The sequence below is a fragment of the Streptomyces blastmyceticus genome (genome assembly GCF_039521185.1).
Lineage (GTDB): Bacteria > Actinomycetota > Actinomycetes > Streptomycetales > Streptomycetaceae > Streptomyces > Streptomyces blastmyceticus.
In genome coordinates, this window is record NZ_BAAABW010000029.1 from 79,424 (window position 1) to 95,019 (window position 15,596).

The 15,596-nt window shown below is 71.7% G+C and carries 15 protein-coding genes; 5 read left to right on the forward strand and 10 right to left on the reverse strand.

Going from position 1 to position 15,596, the window contains the following annotated elements:
* Nucleotides 1-152 precede the first annotated feature (152 nt).
* Nucleotides 153-767 (forward strand): phosphatase PAP2 family protein, encoded by a 615-nt coding sequence (locus ABD269_RS29510; RefSeq protein ID WP_344122825.1) that lies wholly within the window; start codon nt 153-155, stop codon nt 765-767.
* Here the strand turns inward: ABD269_RS29510 and ABD269_RS29515 are convergent.
* The 6 genes from ABD269_RS29515 to ABD269_RS29540 form a co-directional block, all read right to left on the reverse strand.
* Nucleotides 673-1,155, reverse strand: coding sequence for a hypothetical protein (locus ABD269_RS29515; protein WP_301891987.1), 483 nt, complete (start codon nt 1,153-1,155; stop codon nt 673-675). The two genes, ABD269_RS29510 and ABD269_RS29515, sit on opposite strands and share 95 nt — an antisense overlap.
* A gap of 152 nt (nt 1,156-1,307) precedes the next feature.
* A complete protein-coding gene (locus ABD269_RS29520; protein WP_425573005.1) occupies nt 1,308-2,705 on the reverse strand; it encodes an NAD(P)/FAD-dependent oxidoreductase in 1,398 nt (465 codons plus the stop codon).
* 19 nt (nt 2,706-2,724) lie between these two features.
* Entirely contained in the window at nt 2,725-3,522 is a 798-nt protein-coding gene (locus ABD269_RS29525; protein ID WP_301891989.1) for an ABC transporter permease, read from the reverse strand.
* A complete protein-coding gene (locus tag ABD269_RS29530) occupies nt 3,522-4,448 on the reverse strand; it encodes an ABC transporter permease (protein ID WP_344122829.1) in 927 nt (308 codons plus the stop codon). Before ABD269_RS29530 ends, ABD269_RS29525 begins: the two co-directional genes overlap by 1 nt.
* On the reverse strand, nt 4,445-5,608 hold the full coding sequence (locus tag ABD269_RS29535; RefSeq protein WP_344122831.1) for an ABC transporter ATP-binding protein: 1,164 nt from the start codon (nt 5,606-5,608) through the stop codon (nt 4,445-4,447). Before ABD269_RS29535 ends, ABD269_RS29530 begins: the two co-directional genes overlap by 4 nt.
* A 207-nt stretch (nt 5,609-5,815) precedes the next feature.
* Nucleotides 5,816-7,330 (reverse strand): gamma-aminobutyraldehyde dehydrogenase, encoded by a 1,515-nt coding sequence (locus ABD269_RS29540; protein ID WP_344122833.1) that lies wholly within the window; start codon nt 7,328-7,330, stop codon nt 5,816-5,818.
* Nucleotides 7,331-7,550: 220 nt separating this feature from the next.
* Here ABD269_RS29540 and ybiA point away from each other — a divergent pair, with 220 nt between their 5' ends.
* A complete protein-coding gene (ybiA, locus tag ABD269_RS29545) occupies nt 7,551-8,147 on the forward strand; it encodes a riboflavin biosynthesis intermediates N-glycosidase (RefSeq protein WP_344122835.1) in 597 nt (198 codons plus the stop codon).
* Between the two features lie 32 nt (nt 8,148-8,179).
* On the opposite strand, the gene ABD269_RS29550 is transcribed toward ybiA, so the two are convergent.
* The gene (locus tag ABD269_RS29550) at nt 8,180-9,013 is read right to left on the reverse strand and encodes a DUF4190 domain-containing protein (protein WP_344122837.1); all 834 of its coding nucleotides are present in this window, start codon (nt 9,011-9,013) and stop codon (nt 8,180-8,182) included.
* Between the two features lie 108 nt (nt 9,014-9,121).
* Between ABD269_RS29550 and ABD269_RS29555 the strand changes: the two genes are divergently transcribed.
* Together ABD269_RS29555 and ABD269_RS29560 are read left to right on the forward strand one after the other, a co-directional pair.
* The gene (locus ABD269_RS29555) at nt 9,122-10,144 is read left to right on the forward strand and encodes an adenosine deaminase (RefSeq protein ID WP_301891995.1); all 1,023 of its coding nucleotides are present in this window, start codon (nt 9,122-9,124) and stop codon (nt 10,142-10,144) included.
* A 35-nt stretch (nt 10,145-10,179) separates the two neighbouring features.
* On the forward strand, nt 10,180-10,920 hold the full coding sequence (locus ABD269_RS29560; protein ID WP_344122839.1) for a glycerophosphodiester phosphodiesterase: 741 nt from the start codon (nt 10,180-10,182) through the stop codon (nt 10,918-10,920).
* Between the two features lie 37 nt (nt 10,921-10,957).
* Here ABD269_RS29560 and ABD269_RS29565 read toward each other — a convergent pair whose 3' ends face one another.
* From ABD269_RS29565 to ABD269_RS29575, 3 genes are all read right to left on the reverse strand, one after another.
* Entirely contained in the window at nt 10,958-11,845 is an 888-nt protein-coding gene (locus ABD269_RS29565) for a hypothetical protein (protein ID WP_344122841.1), read from the reverse strand.
* Nucleotides 11,846-12,068: 223 nt separating this feature from the next.
* Entirely contained in the window at nt 12,069-13,256 is a 1,188-nt protein-coding gene (locus ABD269_RS29570; protein WP_344122844.1) for a polyamine ABC transporter substrate-binding protein, read from the reverse strand.
* 17 nt (nt 13,257-13,273) lie between these two features.
* Nucleotides 13,274-14,791: an MFS transporter gene (locus ABD269_RS29575; RefSeq protein WP_344122846.1), complete on the reverse strand. Its 1,518-nt coding sequence runs from the start codon at nt 14,789-14,791 to the stop codon at nt 13,274-13,276.
* 101 nt (nt 14,792-14,892) lie between these two features.
* Here ABD269_RS29575 and ABD269_RS29580 point away from each other — a divergent pair, with 101 nt between their 5' ends.
* Nucleotides 14,893-15,567, forward strand: coding sequence for a TetR/AcrR family transcriptional regulator (locus tag ABD269_RS29580; RefSeq protein ID WP_344122848.1), 675 nt, complete (start codon nt 14,893-14,895; stop codon nt 15,565-15,567).
* Nucleotides 15,568-15,596: the final 29 nt, after the last annotated feature.

Genomic DNA, 15,596 nt, shown 5'->3' on the forward strand with positions numbered 1-15,596 from the left:
GCGCGCGGCACCCCGGTCACCACGGCGGCCTCGGAACCTCCCCCCCTGTTCCGGGGCCGTCGGCACGGGGCACTCTCCGCCGCGGACTCCTCCCCGGACTGTGCGTCCTCCTCCTCGCGCTGATCACCTGGCAGGTCGTCGGCCACGGCCCGTTGCGCGCCCTGGACGAGCGGGCAGGCCGCGCGGTCTCCGGCTCGTCCCTCCCGGGCGGTGCCGCCCACTTCTTCGCCGACCTCGGCAACACGACGGTCGCCCTGCCCGTGCTGGCGGTGGCCATGGCCGTGTCGGCCCTGCGCGCGCCCGGCCCCCGGCGGTGGTGGCCGCCGCTGTGCGCGGCGCTCACGATGGCCGCCGTCCCCGCGCTGGTCGTGCCCTTCAAGAACGCCGTCGCCCGGCCGGGGCCCGCGGCCATGGCGGGCGCGCACGACGGCTTCTTCCCGTCCGGCCACACCGCCACGACGGCGGTCGCCTACGGGGCCGCCGCGCTGCTGTTCCTGCTCCCCCGGCCCGGCCTCGCCCGGGGGCGGTGGCGGGCCGTCGTGGTGGCGTCGTACGCCGTCGGCAACGCGGCCGTGGGCGTGGGGCTCGTCCGGTGCGGCTTCCACTGGCCCCTGGACGTGCTCGGCAGCTGGTGCCTGTCGGGGGTGCTGCTGTGGGGCCTGGCGCTCGCGCTCAGTCACCCCGCTCGCGCTTGTCGGCTTCGTCTGCGTCGGCGAGGGACGCGGCGGCCTCGTGCATCGACAGCTCCAGGACCGCCGGGTCCGTGAGCGTGCCCGCGCCGTCCGGCGGGACGATCCAGCGCACGCCGGACGCGGCGCGGCCGGGGTGCGGGACGACGACCCAGCTGCCCTCTCCGACGGCCCGCACATCGGTCGCGACCCAGCCGGCCGCCGTGCCCGGCGGGACGAAGAAGCCCAGCCGACTGTCCCCGAAGTCGGCGAGGACCGGGCCGATCCGGTCGGTGCAGCGCGACAGGACGTCCAGGGTGGGATGGCCGAGCCCGCTGGGGAGGATGAGCACGTCCCAGACCCGCCCGGCGGGCAGGAGCGCGATCCCCAGCGGATTGCGCTCCCACTCCCACCGGCAGGTTCCGGGGTCGGGTGCGGCCGTCGCCAGCCACTCCACCGCACTCCTCGTCCCCGCTCCGTCGCTCATGGGGTCCTCCGTTTCCGTGACTGCCTGCTTCTGCATTCACGGATGAGAGGGCCCTGACGGCGGATCATTACGCGGGTTTCCCGCGGCATCGGAGGCGAAGGGCTCGTCGGCGGACGGTGCGAAGTGCCCCGGCGCGCGGCGCGCGTGGCGGCTCAGCTGTCGAAGCCCATGCCGACCTTGTCCATGGCCTTGAGCCAGAGGTTGCGGCGGCCGCCGTTCTCGTCGGCGCGGGTCATCGACCACTGGGTGATGCCGATGCCCACGGACCGCACGGGCTCGGGCGGGAACGGCAGCGGCCTGCTGCGGACCATCTCCAGCTCGGTCCGCTCGGTGCGCTCCCCGCTCAGCAGGTCGAGCATGACGTCCGCCCCGAAGCGGCTCGCTCCGACACCGAGACCGGTGTAGCCGAGTGCGTAGGCGACCCGGCCGCCGTGCGCGGTGCCGAAGAACGCCGAGAAGCGCGAGCAGGTGTCGATGGCGCCGCCCCAGTTGTGGGTGAAGCGCACCCCTTCGAGCTGGGGGAAGCAGTGGAAGAAGTGCTCGGCGAGCTTCTGGTACGTGGCCGGGTGGTGGTCGTAGTCGGCCGAGACGGCGCCGCCGTAGTGGTAGACGATGTCGTAGCCGCCCCACAGGATCCGGTGGTCGGGCGTGATGCGGAAGTAGTGGAAGTGGTTGGCGGCGTCGCCGAGCCCCTGCCGGTTCTTCCAGCCGATGGCGGCGCGCTGCTCCCCGCTCAGCGGCTCGGTCATCAGCGCGTAGTCGTATACGGGCGCGATGAACGGCCGTACGCGCTTGACCAGCGAGGGGAAGGCGTTGGTGCCGAGGGCGGCGTGGCGGGCGAAGACGCGCCCGTACGGGGTGCGGACGGCGACCCCGGCGTTGCGCGAGGACAGCTCGGTGCCCGGCGTGCGCTCGTAGATCCGCACTCCCAGCTCCAGGCAGGCGCGCTTGAGGCCCCAGGCGAGCCGGGCGGGGTGGAGCATGGCGACGCCCGTGCGGTCCCAGAGGCCGGCGAGGAAGGTCGGGGAGTCGACCTCGGCGCGCAGGGCGTCCCGGTCGAGGTATTCGTAGTCGGGCAGGCCCAGGGCGGCGACCTCGTCGGCGGCCTCGCGCAGCTCCTGGACCTGGTGGGGGGCCGTGGCGATGTCTATCTCGCCGGTGCGCTCGAAGCCGCAGTCGATGCCGTGGCGGGCGACGGTGGCCTCGATCCCGTCGAGGTTGTCGCGGCCGAGCCGCTCCAGGGTGGCGAGCTCGTCGGGCCAGCGGGCCCGGCCGTTGGCCCATCCGTGGGTGAGAGAGGCGGAGCAGAAGCCTCCGTTGCGGCCGGAGGCGGCCCAGCCGACCTCCTGGGCCTCGATGAGGACGACGTCCCGGGCCGGGTCGCGCTCCTTGGCGCGGAGCGCGGTCCACAGTCCGGAGTAGCCGCCGCCGACGACGAGCAGGTCGGTGTGCTCGTCACCGACGAGGGCGGGGAGTGCCTCCGGCCGGGAGGGGTCGTCGAGCCAGTAGGGCCGGGGGGCGGCGTCGATGAGTGATTGTGCAGGGTTCATGGCACGAGGGGCCATGGTCTCAGCTCCTTCTACGGCGCCTGCCGACCAGCTGACCGGCGAGGACGCACAGCACGGCGACGGCGAACATCGCCGTCCCGATGACATTGATTTGAACGGGTGTGCCCCGTTGTGCGGATCCCCAGACGAACATGGGGAAGGTCACAGTCGAGCCGGCGTTGAAGTTCGTGATGATGAAGTCGTCGAAGGACAGGGCGAAGGACAGCAGGGCGCCCGCCGCGATCCCGGGGGCGGCGATGGGCAGGGTGACCCGCAGGAAGGTCTGGAACGGGGTGGCGTAGAGGTCCTGCGCGGCCTGCTCCAGGCGGGGGTCCATGGACATCACCCGCGCCTTGACGGCCGTCACCACGAAACTCAGGCAGAACATGATGTGGGCGATGAGGATCGTCCAGAAGCCGAACGTGACGCCCATGTTGAGGAAGAGGGTGGCCAGCGAGGCGGCCATGACGACCTCGGGCATCGCCATCGGCAGGAACAGCAGGGTGCTCACGGACGACCGGGCGCGGAAGCGGTAGCGGGCGAGCGCGAAGGCGATCATCGTGCCGAGCACGGTCGCGCCGATGGTCGCCCAGATCGCGATGCGCAGGCTCAGCGAGAGCGAGCCGCACAGGTCGGCGACGCCGCAGGGGTCGGTCCAGGCGTCGGTGGAGAAGCGCTGCCACTCGTAGTTGAAGCGGCCGTTGGGCTTGTTGAAGGAGAAGACCGTCACGATGACGTTGGGCAGGATCAGATAGCCCAGCGTGCCGAGGCCCGCGAGGACCACGAGGTTGCGGCGCAGCCAGCGCGTCACAGTACGCATCAGACGAGGTCCTCCGTCCCGGACTTGCGGATGTAGAGCGTGACCATGGCGAGGATGGCGGCCATGAGGATGAAGGACAGGGCGGCGGCGGTGGGGTAGTCCAGGACGCGCAGGAACTGGGACTGGATGACGTTCCCGATCATCTTCTGGTCGGTGGAGCCGAGGAGTTCGGCGTTGATGTAGTCGCCGGTGGCGGGGATGAAGGTGAGCAGGGTGCCCGCGACGACACCGGGCATGGACAGCGGGAAGGTCACCTTGCGGAAGGTGGTCAGGGGGGTGGCGTAGAGGTCTCCGGCCGCTTCGTGGAGCCGTGGGTCGATGCGTTCGAGGGAGGTGTAGAGCGGCAGGATCATGAAGGGCAGGAAGTTGTAGGTCAGGCCGCAGACGACGGCGAGCGGGGTCGCGAGGACGCGGTGTCCCTCGGTGACGCCCAGGGCGTTGGTGATGTCGAGGATGTGCAGGCTGCCCAGCGCGGAGACGACGGGGCCGCCGTCGGAGAGGATCGTCTTCCAGGCGAGCGTGCGGATCAGGAAGCTGGTGAAGAACGGCGCGATGACGAGGACCATCAGCAGGTTGCGCCAGCGGCCCGCCTTGAAGGCGATGAGGTAGGCGAGCGGGTAGCCGAGGGCGAGGCAGAGCACGGTGGCGGTGGCGGAGTAGGCCACCGAGCGCAGGAACTGCGGGTAGTACTCGGTCAGGGCGTCCGCGTAGGTGGCGAAGTGCCAGGTGACCTTGAAGCCCTCTTCGAGCGACCCGGTCTGCACGGAGGTGGACGCCTGGTAGACCAGGGGCGCGGCGAAGAAGACGACGAGCCAGAGGATGCCGGGAAGCAGCAGCCAGTAGGGGACGAGCTTCTTCCGGCGGGCGGCCGCGGTGACGGCGGGCGCTTCGGTTTCGGCAGGGGTGGTGGTCGTCGTGGTCGTCACGTCCCCTCCCCCGCGTCCGTGCCCGCCTCGACGCTCTGCGCCGCGTCCAGGCCGAAGCTGTGGCCGGGGTTCCAGTGGAGGACGACCTCGGCGCCGGGCGCGAGGCGGCTGTCGCGCTCGATGTTCTGCTCGTAGACGGACAGGCCGGGGCCGACGGGGCTGTCGATCACGTACTGCGTGGAGACGCCGATGAAGCTGGAGTCGGCGATGCGGCCGGTGATGCGGTTGCGGCCGTCGGGGATGGTGCCGGCGTCGTCGGCGTGGGTGAGAGTGATCTTCTCGGGCCGTATGCCGATCAGAAGCTTCTCGCCCGTGCGGGCGGTGGTTGTACATCGGGTCGCCGGAAGGGTGAGTTTGGTATCACCGGCCCGCAGAAGGATGTCGTCGCCCGAGGTGCCGAGGACGTCGGCGGTGATGAGGTTGGAGGTGCCGAGGAAGTTGGCGACGAAGGTGGTGCGCGGGGTCTCGTAGAGGTCGGCGGGGGCGCCGAGCTGCTCGACCCGGCCGCCGTTCATGACCGCGACGGTGTCGGCCATGGTCATGGCCTCCTCCTGGTCGTGGGTGACGTGGACGAACGTGATGCCGACCTCGGTCTGGATGCGCTTGAGCTCCAGCTGCATCTGGCGGCGCAGCTTGAGGTCGAGGGCGCCGAGCGGCTCGTCGAGGAGCAGCACCTGCGGGTGGTTGATGAGCGCGCGGGCGACGGCGACGCGCTGCTGCTGGCCGCCGGAGAGCTGGTGGGGCTTGCGGCGGGCGAAGTCGCCGAGCTGTACGAGGTCGAGCATGTCGTCGACCTGCTTCTTCACCGACTTGATGCCCCGGCGGCGCAGCCCGAAGGCGACGTTCTCGTAGATGTCGAGGTGGGGGAAGAGCGCGTAGCTCTGGAAGACGGTGTTGACGGGCCGCTTGTGCGGGGGGAGGGCGGTGACGTCCTTGCCCGCGAGTTCCACCTTGCCGGTGGTGGGGTCCTCCAGGCCGGCGATCATCCGCAGGGTGGTGGTCTTGCCGCAGCCGGAGGCACCGAGGAGGGCGAAGAAGGAGCCCGCGGGGATGGCCAGGTCGAGCGGGTGGACGGCGGTGAAGGAGCCGTAGCGCTTGCTGATGGCGGTGAGGCGGACGTCCGTGCCGCTGCTGCCGGCGGTGGGGGCGGTTGCTGTCATGGGTCTGGTCCAGGGGTGTCGGGGGCGTCGAGCGCGTACGGCACGTACAGCCGCGTACGTTCTCATATGTCCGGGGGCGGGTGCCGCGCCGGTGGCCCGGACGGCGGCAGGGCGCCGGGGGCTCGGAGAATTCTGCGTTCTGCTGGTGACGGGCGTTGCTGGGGGACCAGAAGATTGTCGCCGGAAAACGGAGCGGCGCCGCCCCGGTCAGCCGACGGTGAAGACGGTGCGGTGCCAGGGCTTCCGCGCGACGGCCGTGTTGTCGAACATGACGTGCTTGACCTGGGTGTATTCCTCGAAGGAATAGGCGGACATGTCCTTGCCGTAGCCGGAGGCCTTGTAGCCGCCGTGCGGCATCTCACTGAGGATCGGGATGTGGTCGTTGATCCACACGCAGCCCGCCTTGAGCTCCCGGGTGGCGCGGCCGGTGCGGTAGACGTCGCGGCTCCAGGCGGAGGCGGCCAGCCCGTACGGCGTGTCGTTGGCGAGCGCGATGCCCTCGTCGTCGCTGTCGAAGGGCAGCACGGCCAGGACGGGACCGAAGACCTCGTCCTGGACGATCTCGCTGTCCTGGGCGGCGCCGGTGACGAGCGTGGGGAGGTAGTAGGCGCCCTTCGCGAGCTCACCCGCCGGGGCCTCGCCGCCGGTGACGACGGTGGCGTACGAGCGGGCCCGGTCCACGAAGCCGGCGACCCGGTCGCGCTGCGCGTGCGAGATCAGCGGCCCGAGGTCGGTGGCCGGGTCGAAGGGGTCGCCGAGGCGGACGGTGGCCATGAGGTCGGCGACGCCGGAGACGAACGCCTCGTAGAGCGGCCGCTGGACGTAGGCGCGCGTGGCGGCCGTGCAGTCCTGGCCGGTGTTGATGAGCGCTCCGGCGACCGCGCCGTGGACGGCGGCCTCCAGGTCGGCGTCGTCGAAGACGACGAAGGGGGCTTTCCCGCCGAGTTCGAGGTGCAGCCGCTTGACGGTGGCGGTGGCGATCTCGGCGACCCGCCGGCCGACGGGGGTGGAGCCGGTGAACGAGGTCATGGCGACCGCGGGGTGGCCGACGAGGCGCTCGCCCGCGTCCCGGCCCGCGCCGCTGACGACGTTGACGACACCGTCGGGGATCCCGGCGTCGGTCGCCGCCCGGGCGAACATCAGCGAGGTCAGGGGCGTCAGTTCGGCGGGCTTGAGGACGACCGTGTTCCCCGCGGCGATCGCCGGGAGCACCTTCCAGGCGGCCATCTGGAGGGGGTAGTTCCATGGCGCGATCGAGCCGACGACACCGATCGGCTCGCGCCGGATGTACGAGGTGTGGTCCGCGCTGTACTCACCGGCCGACCTGCCCTCCAGGTGGCGGGCGGCCCCGGCGAAGAACGCGGCGTTGTCGACCGTGCCCGGTACGTCGAAGCCGGTGGTGAGCCGGATGGGCTTGCCGCACTGCGCCGACTCGGCGCGTGCGAGATCCTCCGACCGCTCGGCGAGGATCCCGGCGAACCGGTGGAGGGCGTCGGAGCGCTCGCCGGGGGTGGCTCCCGCCCAGGCGGGCAGGGCGTTCCCGGCGGCGGCGACGGCCGCGTCCACATCGGCGGGCCCGGCGAGCTCGTAGGCGAGGATCTCCGCTCCGGTGGCCGGGTCCACGACCGCGTGCGTACGGCCCGAACTCCCGGACCTCAATCGTCCGCCGATGTACTGCGCGCCCTCGGCGAACTGCTCCGCCCCGTCGAACCGTCGATCCATTGCGCACTCCTCCGCCGACCGCAGAGACCTGTGGAAGGCGTAGCTCCAACCGGATTCGAATGCCGATCCTGGCAGAGGAGAAGGAGTGCAACAAGGGATTCCGTCGCAGTTTTTTGAAAACGCGACGAATTCAGTGCGGGGTCATGTGATGGTCCGCCAGGCTGCGGGGCCTGTGGATATTCACGGTCCTCTGTCGGCGGCCGGTGTCAGAATGACGGGCATGAAGATCAACGGGGACCGGAACGGGCACGACGGAAAGAGGGCGGCCGAATCGCGGTCGGTGGAGCAGCTGACGGCGGCGCTCGCCGGGGGCGAGAGCGTCAAGTGGGTCTTCTTCTGGGGCCACCGGCCGCGGCCGGACGGCAGCGTGGGGCAGGGGTGCTTCAGCCAGTGGTGGCCGTCGCCGTTCACGGTGGACGGGACGGTCTACGCGACGGCCGAGCACTGGATGATGGCGGGCAAGGCCCGGCTCTTCGGTGACCGGGACGCGGAGGCCCGGGTCCTCGCGGCCGCACATCCCAAGGAGGCGAAGGACGCGGGCCGCACGGTGCGCGGCTTCGACGAGGAGACCTGGCGGCGGCACCGCTTCGAGCTGGTGGTGGAGGGCAGCGTCCAGAAGTTCGCGCAGGATCCGCGGCTCGGCGCGTATCTGCTGGGCACAGGTGAGCGGGTGCTGGTCGAGGCCAGTCCGCTCGACCGGATATGGGGCATCGGCCTGGCCGCCGACGACGAGCGGGCCCAGGACCCGGCGCGCTGGCGCGGGGAGAACCTGCTGGGCTTCGCCCTGATGGAAGCGCGGCAGCGGCTGGCTTCCTGAAGGAGGCGTCGCCGCGTCGGTGACGGCTCGCGTCAGCGGCCGGGGCCGCGGTCCACGAGCAGTACCGGCGCGGACAGATACGCCCCGTAGGTCGCGCCCGGGTCCTCCTCCGGAGTGGTCTCCCTGTGGTCGCGGCTGAAGTTGATGTAGAAGATCAGCATCAGCACGCTGGCCACGAGCGCCACTCCGCCGAGGATCAGACCCGCGAGGGTCTGGCCGCCGTTGTCGGCCTCGCCGCTGCTCACCTTGGTCCGGCCTATGCCGCCGAAGACGATCGCGAGTATGCCGAGGATGACGCCAAGGAAGACCGTCGGCGACAGCACGGTGCCGATGATGCCGAGCACGAGCGCGGCCACGCCGAGGCCGTTCCCGGCCGCGGGCCCGGGGTGCTGCCAGCCGGGACCGTAGGGCGCCGCGGGATAGCCGTAGGAGCCGGGCGGCGCGTAGGGCCCCTGGCCGTACGGGGGCTGCTGTCCGTAGGCGGGCTGGGGATACCAGCCCCCGCCCTGGACCTGGCCGTAGGGCTGTTGTCCGTACGGTCCTGCGGGGTACGCGCTCGGGGTGCCCGGGCCGGTCGGCGCCTGCGGCACCGGCGGCACGGCGGATCCGGCCGGGGGGAAGGCGTACGGGGGCGGCGTCGGCAGGCCCTGGGGAGCGGCCGGCGGGACGGCGTCGTGCGCTCCGGGCGCCGTCCGCGCGGCGGGCTTGTCGAGGGGGACGCGCTGCTGGGGCACCGGCGGCTCGCCGGGCCCGTCGAGCGGCGCGCGCCGCTCCGGCGGAGCCCAGGGATCGCGGTCGTGCGACTCCGGCGGCGCACCGGCCATGGCGCCCTTGTCGGCCCCGGTCTCGGACCCCTTGTCGGACATAGTCCTCCCCAGTCGTTTCCCCGTCATGCTAAGGCCTGAGCACGGGGCCCGCGCCCGCCCCGCATACGATGATCGGCACCCGTCGACCGCACAGCCCCGGAGGCCCGCATGTCCGTACTCGACTCGTTCATCGCAGGGCTCCCCAAGGCGGAGCTGCACGTGCACCACGTCGGTTCCGCCTCCCCGCGCATCGTCGCCGAGCTGGCCGCCCGGCACCCCGACTCGCCCGTGCCCACGGACCCCGAGGCGCTCGCGGACTTCTTCACCTTCCGCGACTTCGCGCACTTCATCCAGGTCTATCTCTCGGTGGTCGACCTCATCCGGGACGCGGAGGACGTGCGGCTGCTGACCTACGAGGTCGCCCGTGACATGGCCCGGCAGAACATCCGCTACGCCGAGCTGACGGTGACCCCGTACAGCTCGACCCGGCGCGGCATCCCGGACGCGGCCTTCGTGGAGGCGATCGAGGACGCCCGCAAGGCGGCGGAGACCGAACTGGGCGTCATACTGCGCTGGTGCTTCGACATCCCGGGCGAGGCCGGTCTGGAGGCCGCCGAGGAGACGGCCCGGATCGCCTGTGACCTCAAGCCCGAGGGGCTGGTCTCCTTCGGGCTCGGCGGTCCGGAGATCGGGGTGCCGCGGCCGCAGTTCAAGCCGTACTTCGACCGGGCCATCGCGGCGGGGCTGCACAGCGTCCCGCACGCGGGCGAGACCACGGGCCCGCAGACGATCTGGGACGCCCTCGTGGACCTGCGCGCCGAGCGCATCGGCCACGGCACGAGCGCGCCGCAGGACCCCGAGCTGCTGGCCCATCTCGCGGAGCACCGCATCCCGCTGGAGGTCTGCCCCACCTCGAACCTGGCCACCCGGGCGGTGACCGACCTGGAGCGGCACCCCATCAAGGAGATGGTCGCCGCGGGTGTCCTGGTCACCGTCAACAGCGACGACCCGCCGATGTTCGGCACGGACCTCAACCGGGAGTACGGGGTCGCGGCCCGCCTGCTCGACCTCGACGCGCGGGGCGTCGCCGAGCTGGCCAAGAACGCCGTCGAGGCGTCCTTCATGGACCCCGCCGGCAAGGCGGCGCTGCGCGCGGAGATCGACTCCTACACGGCGGGCCGCCTGAACTGACCCCGGAGCGTCGGCACTCCGGCCACAATGGCCCCATGCCCACCCGGAACACCGCGGTTTCCGCCGCCGCCCCCGCCCCCGCCTTCACCGCCGTCGCCCACCGCGGCGACCCGTACGTGCACCGCGAGAACACCCTCCCCTCGGTCGGCTCGGCGCTGCGGGCGGGGGCGGGCGCGGTCGAGATCGACGTACGGCTGACGCGGGACGGCGTGCCCGTGCTCCTGCACGACGCGACGCTGGAACGGCTCTGGGGGCACCCCTGGTGCCTGGACTCCCTCTCGGCCGACGAGCTGCGGGAGCTGACCGGCGGCGGGGTGCCGACGCTGCGGGAGGCGCTCGCGCTCGCCGGGGCGGAGGCGGCCCCCGGCCGGCGGCTGTTCATCGACCTGCCCGACAACTCGGCCACGGAGGCGGCCGTGGCCGAGGTCCACGCGAGCGGGGCGGCCGGGCGGGTGTACTACTGCGGGGCCACGGAGTCGATGCTCACCGTCCGCCGGGCCGACCCGGACGCCGAGATCGCGCTCACCTGGACGACGCTCGCCCCGCCGCGCGCGGCCCTGCTCGACCGGGTGCGCCCGCGCTGGATCAACTACCGCTTCGGCCTGCTGACGCCCGAGCTCGTCGCGCGGCACCACGCCCAGGGCTTCCTGGTCTCGGCGTGGACGGCGGACACGCGCCGCACGATGCGCCGCCTCCTGTCGGCGGGCGTCGACTCCATCACCACCAACCGCATCCAGACACTGCGATCCCTGACGGCCGACCTGTACGGCGCGTGAGAACGGGCCGGAACCCGCCGCCGTCGGTCGCACCGGCTCAGACCGCTCCCACCGGCTCCCAAGGGTTCGTCAGTACCGCGTCGTCCCCGATGGGCAGCCCGCTCGACCACCCGTGCTCCGGGTCGCTCACGGAGAACTCCCTGGGCGTGAGGCAGTCCAGCCGCAACGCCCCCGAGCTCTCCTCCCGCGGATGTCCGGCATCGTCGCCGACGATGCCGTGCGGCACGAGGACGTCCACCCGGTACGGCGCGGAGGCCGCCCCCGGCCCCGGCGTGATCCCCCGGATGCCGAGCGAATGCGCGTAGTGTCCGGGCGAGTTGACCGATATCGCCACACCTCCGGGGATCCGGCGCTCGTGCCACCTGCCTCCGTGCGCTCCCGTGTAGAGCAGCCGGGTGCCCGCCTTGAACAAGGACACGCTGCCGTCGGCGCGCCGCAGGGGAAGCGCTTCGGCATAGACGGTCCCGTAGTCGAACGGCGCGCATTCGGAGAGGTAGGTGCCGGCCAAGGTGCGGCAGATCTCGCCCAGTTGGCGGCTCGGCCGGGCGAACGCGAGCCTTCTGTCGCTGAAGACGATCAGGAAGGCGCTGGACTCACCCTTGACCGCGCGCCGCTTCCAGGCGGCCCGGGCCGCCGCGACATGCTCGTGGCCCCGCGCGAGATCCGCTTCCAGGATCCAGCAGAGGTCGAGGCCCTTCCGCCGCCGGGTGCTCGACAGATGTCCGACCCTCGCCACGAACCGGCCGTACGAGCAAGGCCGCGCCTGCTCCAGCCAGGCCAGCAGGGCCGCTTCCCGGTGCTCCTGCCGGGCGTCCGGCGCGAGCATCACCTCGTGCGCCGCGTCGATGTCCGCTCCGAACCCGGCTCCGCGGGTCACTTGCGGCAAGGCCGCCAGTGCCTCTGCGATGGAGGGTTGTGCGGGCACGCCAAAACTGTTGCCGTCCAGTGCGATCACTCCCCCGGTGGTCAGCACGCCGATGACATCTCGGCGATTTCGACAGTCTGACCATCCGCGAGATCACCGGTCAAGACCGGAACCGGCGACGGATTCCGTGGCGGGAAGTACGCCCGGAAACGAAATCGGCCACCCTCAACCCGCTTGCGCCAAGCCCCTCTTGGGCGGGTCCCGACGGCCCGGGAGTCCGCTCTCAGAGACCGACGATCTCGTTCCACTCCTTGGTGAATCCGGGCCGCTCCCGTGCGGTCATGTCGCGCGCGGTGGCGAGGCGCTTGCGCATCTCCTCGCTGGGGAAGATCAACGGGTTCTCGGCGAGCGCCGCGAGATCCTTGTCCTCGGACGCGGCGAGAACGTCACGGGCGGCAGGCACCGGGCAGACGTAATTGACCGCGGCGGCCAGCCGGGCGGCGACCTCGGGCCGGTAGTAGTAGTCGATGAGGTCTTCCGCGTTGCGCTTGTGCCGGGCGAGGTTGGGGATCATCAGGCTCTCGGCCCACAGCTCCGCACCCTCCTCCGGGACGACGAACTCGATGTCGGGGTTGTCGGCCTGGAGCTGGATGATGTCCCCGGAATACGCCTGACAGGCCAGGACGTCGCCGGAGGAGAGGTCCTTGATGTAGTCGTTGCCGGTGAAGCGGCGGATGTGGCGCTTGCGGACCAGGCGGCGGAGCTGGTCGGTCATGGTGTGGAAGTCGTCGGCGGTCCAGCGGGTGACATCGGCGCCGTTGCCCTGCATGAGCAGCGAGAACGCCTCGTCCATCCCGGCGAGCAGGGTGACCCGCCCCCGCAGGTCGTCCTTCCACAGCTCGGAGGTGTGCCGGATCTCGCGGCCGAGCTTCTTGCGGTTGTAGGCGATCCCGGTGATGCCCGACTGCCAGGGGACGCTGTGCAGCCGCCCGGGGTCGAAGGACGGCTTGCGCAGCAGGGGGTCGAGCCGCCGGTCCACATTCGGCTGCCGGGACCGGTCCATCTCCTGGACCCAGCCCAGGCGGACGTAGCGCGCGCACATCCAGTCGCTGACCACGACGAGATCGCGGCCGGTCGCCTGGTGGTTCATCAGGGCGGGGCTGATCTTCCCGAAGAACTCGTCGTTGTCGTTGATCTCCTCGGTGTACTTCACCGAGATCCCGCTGCTCTTCTCGAAGCCCTCCAGCGTCGGGCGGCGCTGGGGGTCCTTCTCGTCGGTGTCGATGTAGAGCGGCCAGTTGGCGAAGACGAGCCGCTTGTCGCTCCCGGACCGGTCCTGCGCGGCCCGGTCGCCCGGCTGGACGTACGCGGCGGGCACCCCGCAACCGGCGAGTGCGGCGGCCCCCGCGCCGGCGCCGAGCGCGCGCAGCAGGGACCGGCGGGACAGCGTCTTCACGGGGCTCACTCGCATTTCGGCAGCATGGCGGGTCAGATCTTCGCGGACAATGTACGGCCTGTCCGGGGACGGCTCTCCTCCCCCGACACCTTGACGGGGCGGGCTGCCGGGGCGAGCAGCCTGTGGACGGTGAGCGCACCCACGGCACACAGGGCCGCCACCGACCACAGGACGAGGTGCCAGGCGTCGGTGAACTGTGCCGCGTGCAGAGCCTTCTCGGGACCGGACAGGTCTCCGGCGGCTATGCGTCCGGCCAGCTCCGCCGAGCCCGTACGGGCCTGGACCAGACTGGTCAGCACCGCCCCGATCACGGCCAGCACCAGGGCGTTGCCCCCGCCCTTGACGGTGTTGAGGAATCCGGCCGCCATGCCGACCCGGGCAGGCTCCACCAGGCTCATCGCCTGGGCATCGATGATACCGGCGACCAGACCGTTGCCGACGCCTATGGAGAGCAGGGGGCCGAGCAGCGCGAGCGGGGTCACACCGGGGTGGAGCACGGTGAGCCAGGCGTTGCCTCCGGCGAGGAGGAGCACGGCGAGCGCCGCGAGGTGGCGGGCCGGGACGCCCCGGTTGACCAGCCGCCCGCCCATCGCGGGCAGGAAGAGCACGGGCGCCGTCAGCATCAGCATGGTCAGCCCCGCGTCCCGGGCGGAGAGGCCGTTCACACCCTGGAGGTAGGTCGGCAGGAAGACCAGCACGCCGGAGCTGCCCACGGGGACGGCGAGCGCGGCCAGGCACCAGCCCAGGAAGCGGCGGTCACGGATCAGCGTCAGGTCGAGCACCGGGTGGTCGCTGCGCCGCTCGACCGCGACGAACACCACCAGCAGGAGGGCTCCGGCGGCGACGGGCCCGAGGACCCTGGGGCTGCTCCAGCCGGCCTGTGCCCCTTGCGTGATGCCGAACATCAGCAGGGCGAGACCTCCGATGAAGCTCGCGGCTCCCGGCCGGTCCACCTTCGGCCGGCGGTCGGCCCGCGACTCCGCGACGAAGAAGGAGCCGAGGAGGATGAGCAGGCCGCTCGCGGCGAAGAGGGCGAAGGTGACGCGCCAGCCGAGACCGCCGACCATCCAGCCGGACAGCGTCGGGCCTATGGCGAGACCGATGCCCGACATGGTGCCCATGGCGGCGAAGGCCCGGGTCCTGGCCGCACCCTGGAAGGTGGCGGCGAGAAGGGCGCCACCGCCCGCCATGACCCCCGCGGCGCCGGCACCCGACAGGGTGCGGGCCACATCCAGCATCGCGATATCGGTGGCCGTGGCACTGCCCAGGGCCCCTGCCGCGTAGAGGACGGCACCCGCGGCGAAAATCCTCCGGCGGCCGAAGAGGTCGGCCAGCGAGCCGGAGACGAGCATGAAGGAGGAGGCCGTCAGGAAATAGCCGGTCAGGACCCACTGCAGGGCCGCTCCGGTGGCGTGCAGATCCTCGCCGATGCGGGGGATCGCGACGGTCGTGCCGGACATGGACATGGGCAGCGTGAGGAAACCCAGCAGGACCACGAGCGCCGTCATGACGGTGCCGGGCCGCCGGGTCCGTGAGAACTCGGAAGGCATGTTGGTAAACTACACCGTGCAGTGCAATGGGTAAACCGAACAGTGCAATTTTCTCGAGGGGTCCGACGGGACCCGATGCGAGCGGCTCGAAAGGAGCGGAAATGTCCGCAGCACAGGAGGCGGGGGCCGGGCGGCAGCGCCGCGGCATGGCGGAGAAGCGGCAGGCCATCACCCGGGCGGCGCGCGCGGTGTTCGCCCGCGACGGCTTCAGCCGGGCGAGCGTGGACGCGATCGCCGCGGAGGCGGGGGTATCGAAGCGGACGATCTACAACCACTTCACGGACAAGGAGGAGCTCTTCCGCTCCGTCCTCATCGAGAGCGCCGACTCCGTGACCGCGTGGCACCGGTCGGTGGTGGAGCGCCATCTCACCAAGATCACCGATCTCGAGCGCGACCTCACCGCCTTCGCCTTCGACTGGGCCTCTCCGCCACCGGAGTTCGCGGACCACTTCGCCCTCGTGCGGCAGATCCACGCCGAGGCGACCCACCTCCAGCCGGACGTCATCGAGGCGTGGCAGGACGCCGGCCCCCGGCCCTCGTTCCGGCAACTGGCGCACCGCCTGGGCGAGATGACGGACGAGGGGCTGCTCGACACCGAGGACGCGGAGCTGGCCGCACGGCACTTCGTCCTGCTGGCGGTCTCCGGCGTCAGCCAGAGCTCCCTCTACGGCGCCCTGAAGGTGCCGGAGTCCGAGGTCGGCGCCATCGTCCACGACGGCGTCCGGGCATTCCTCCGCCTCTACGGACCGCACGGCGCGCAACGACAGGGGGCCTGACCCCGGGAAGACGGCCGCGGCCCCACCGG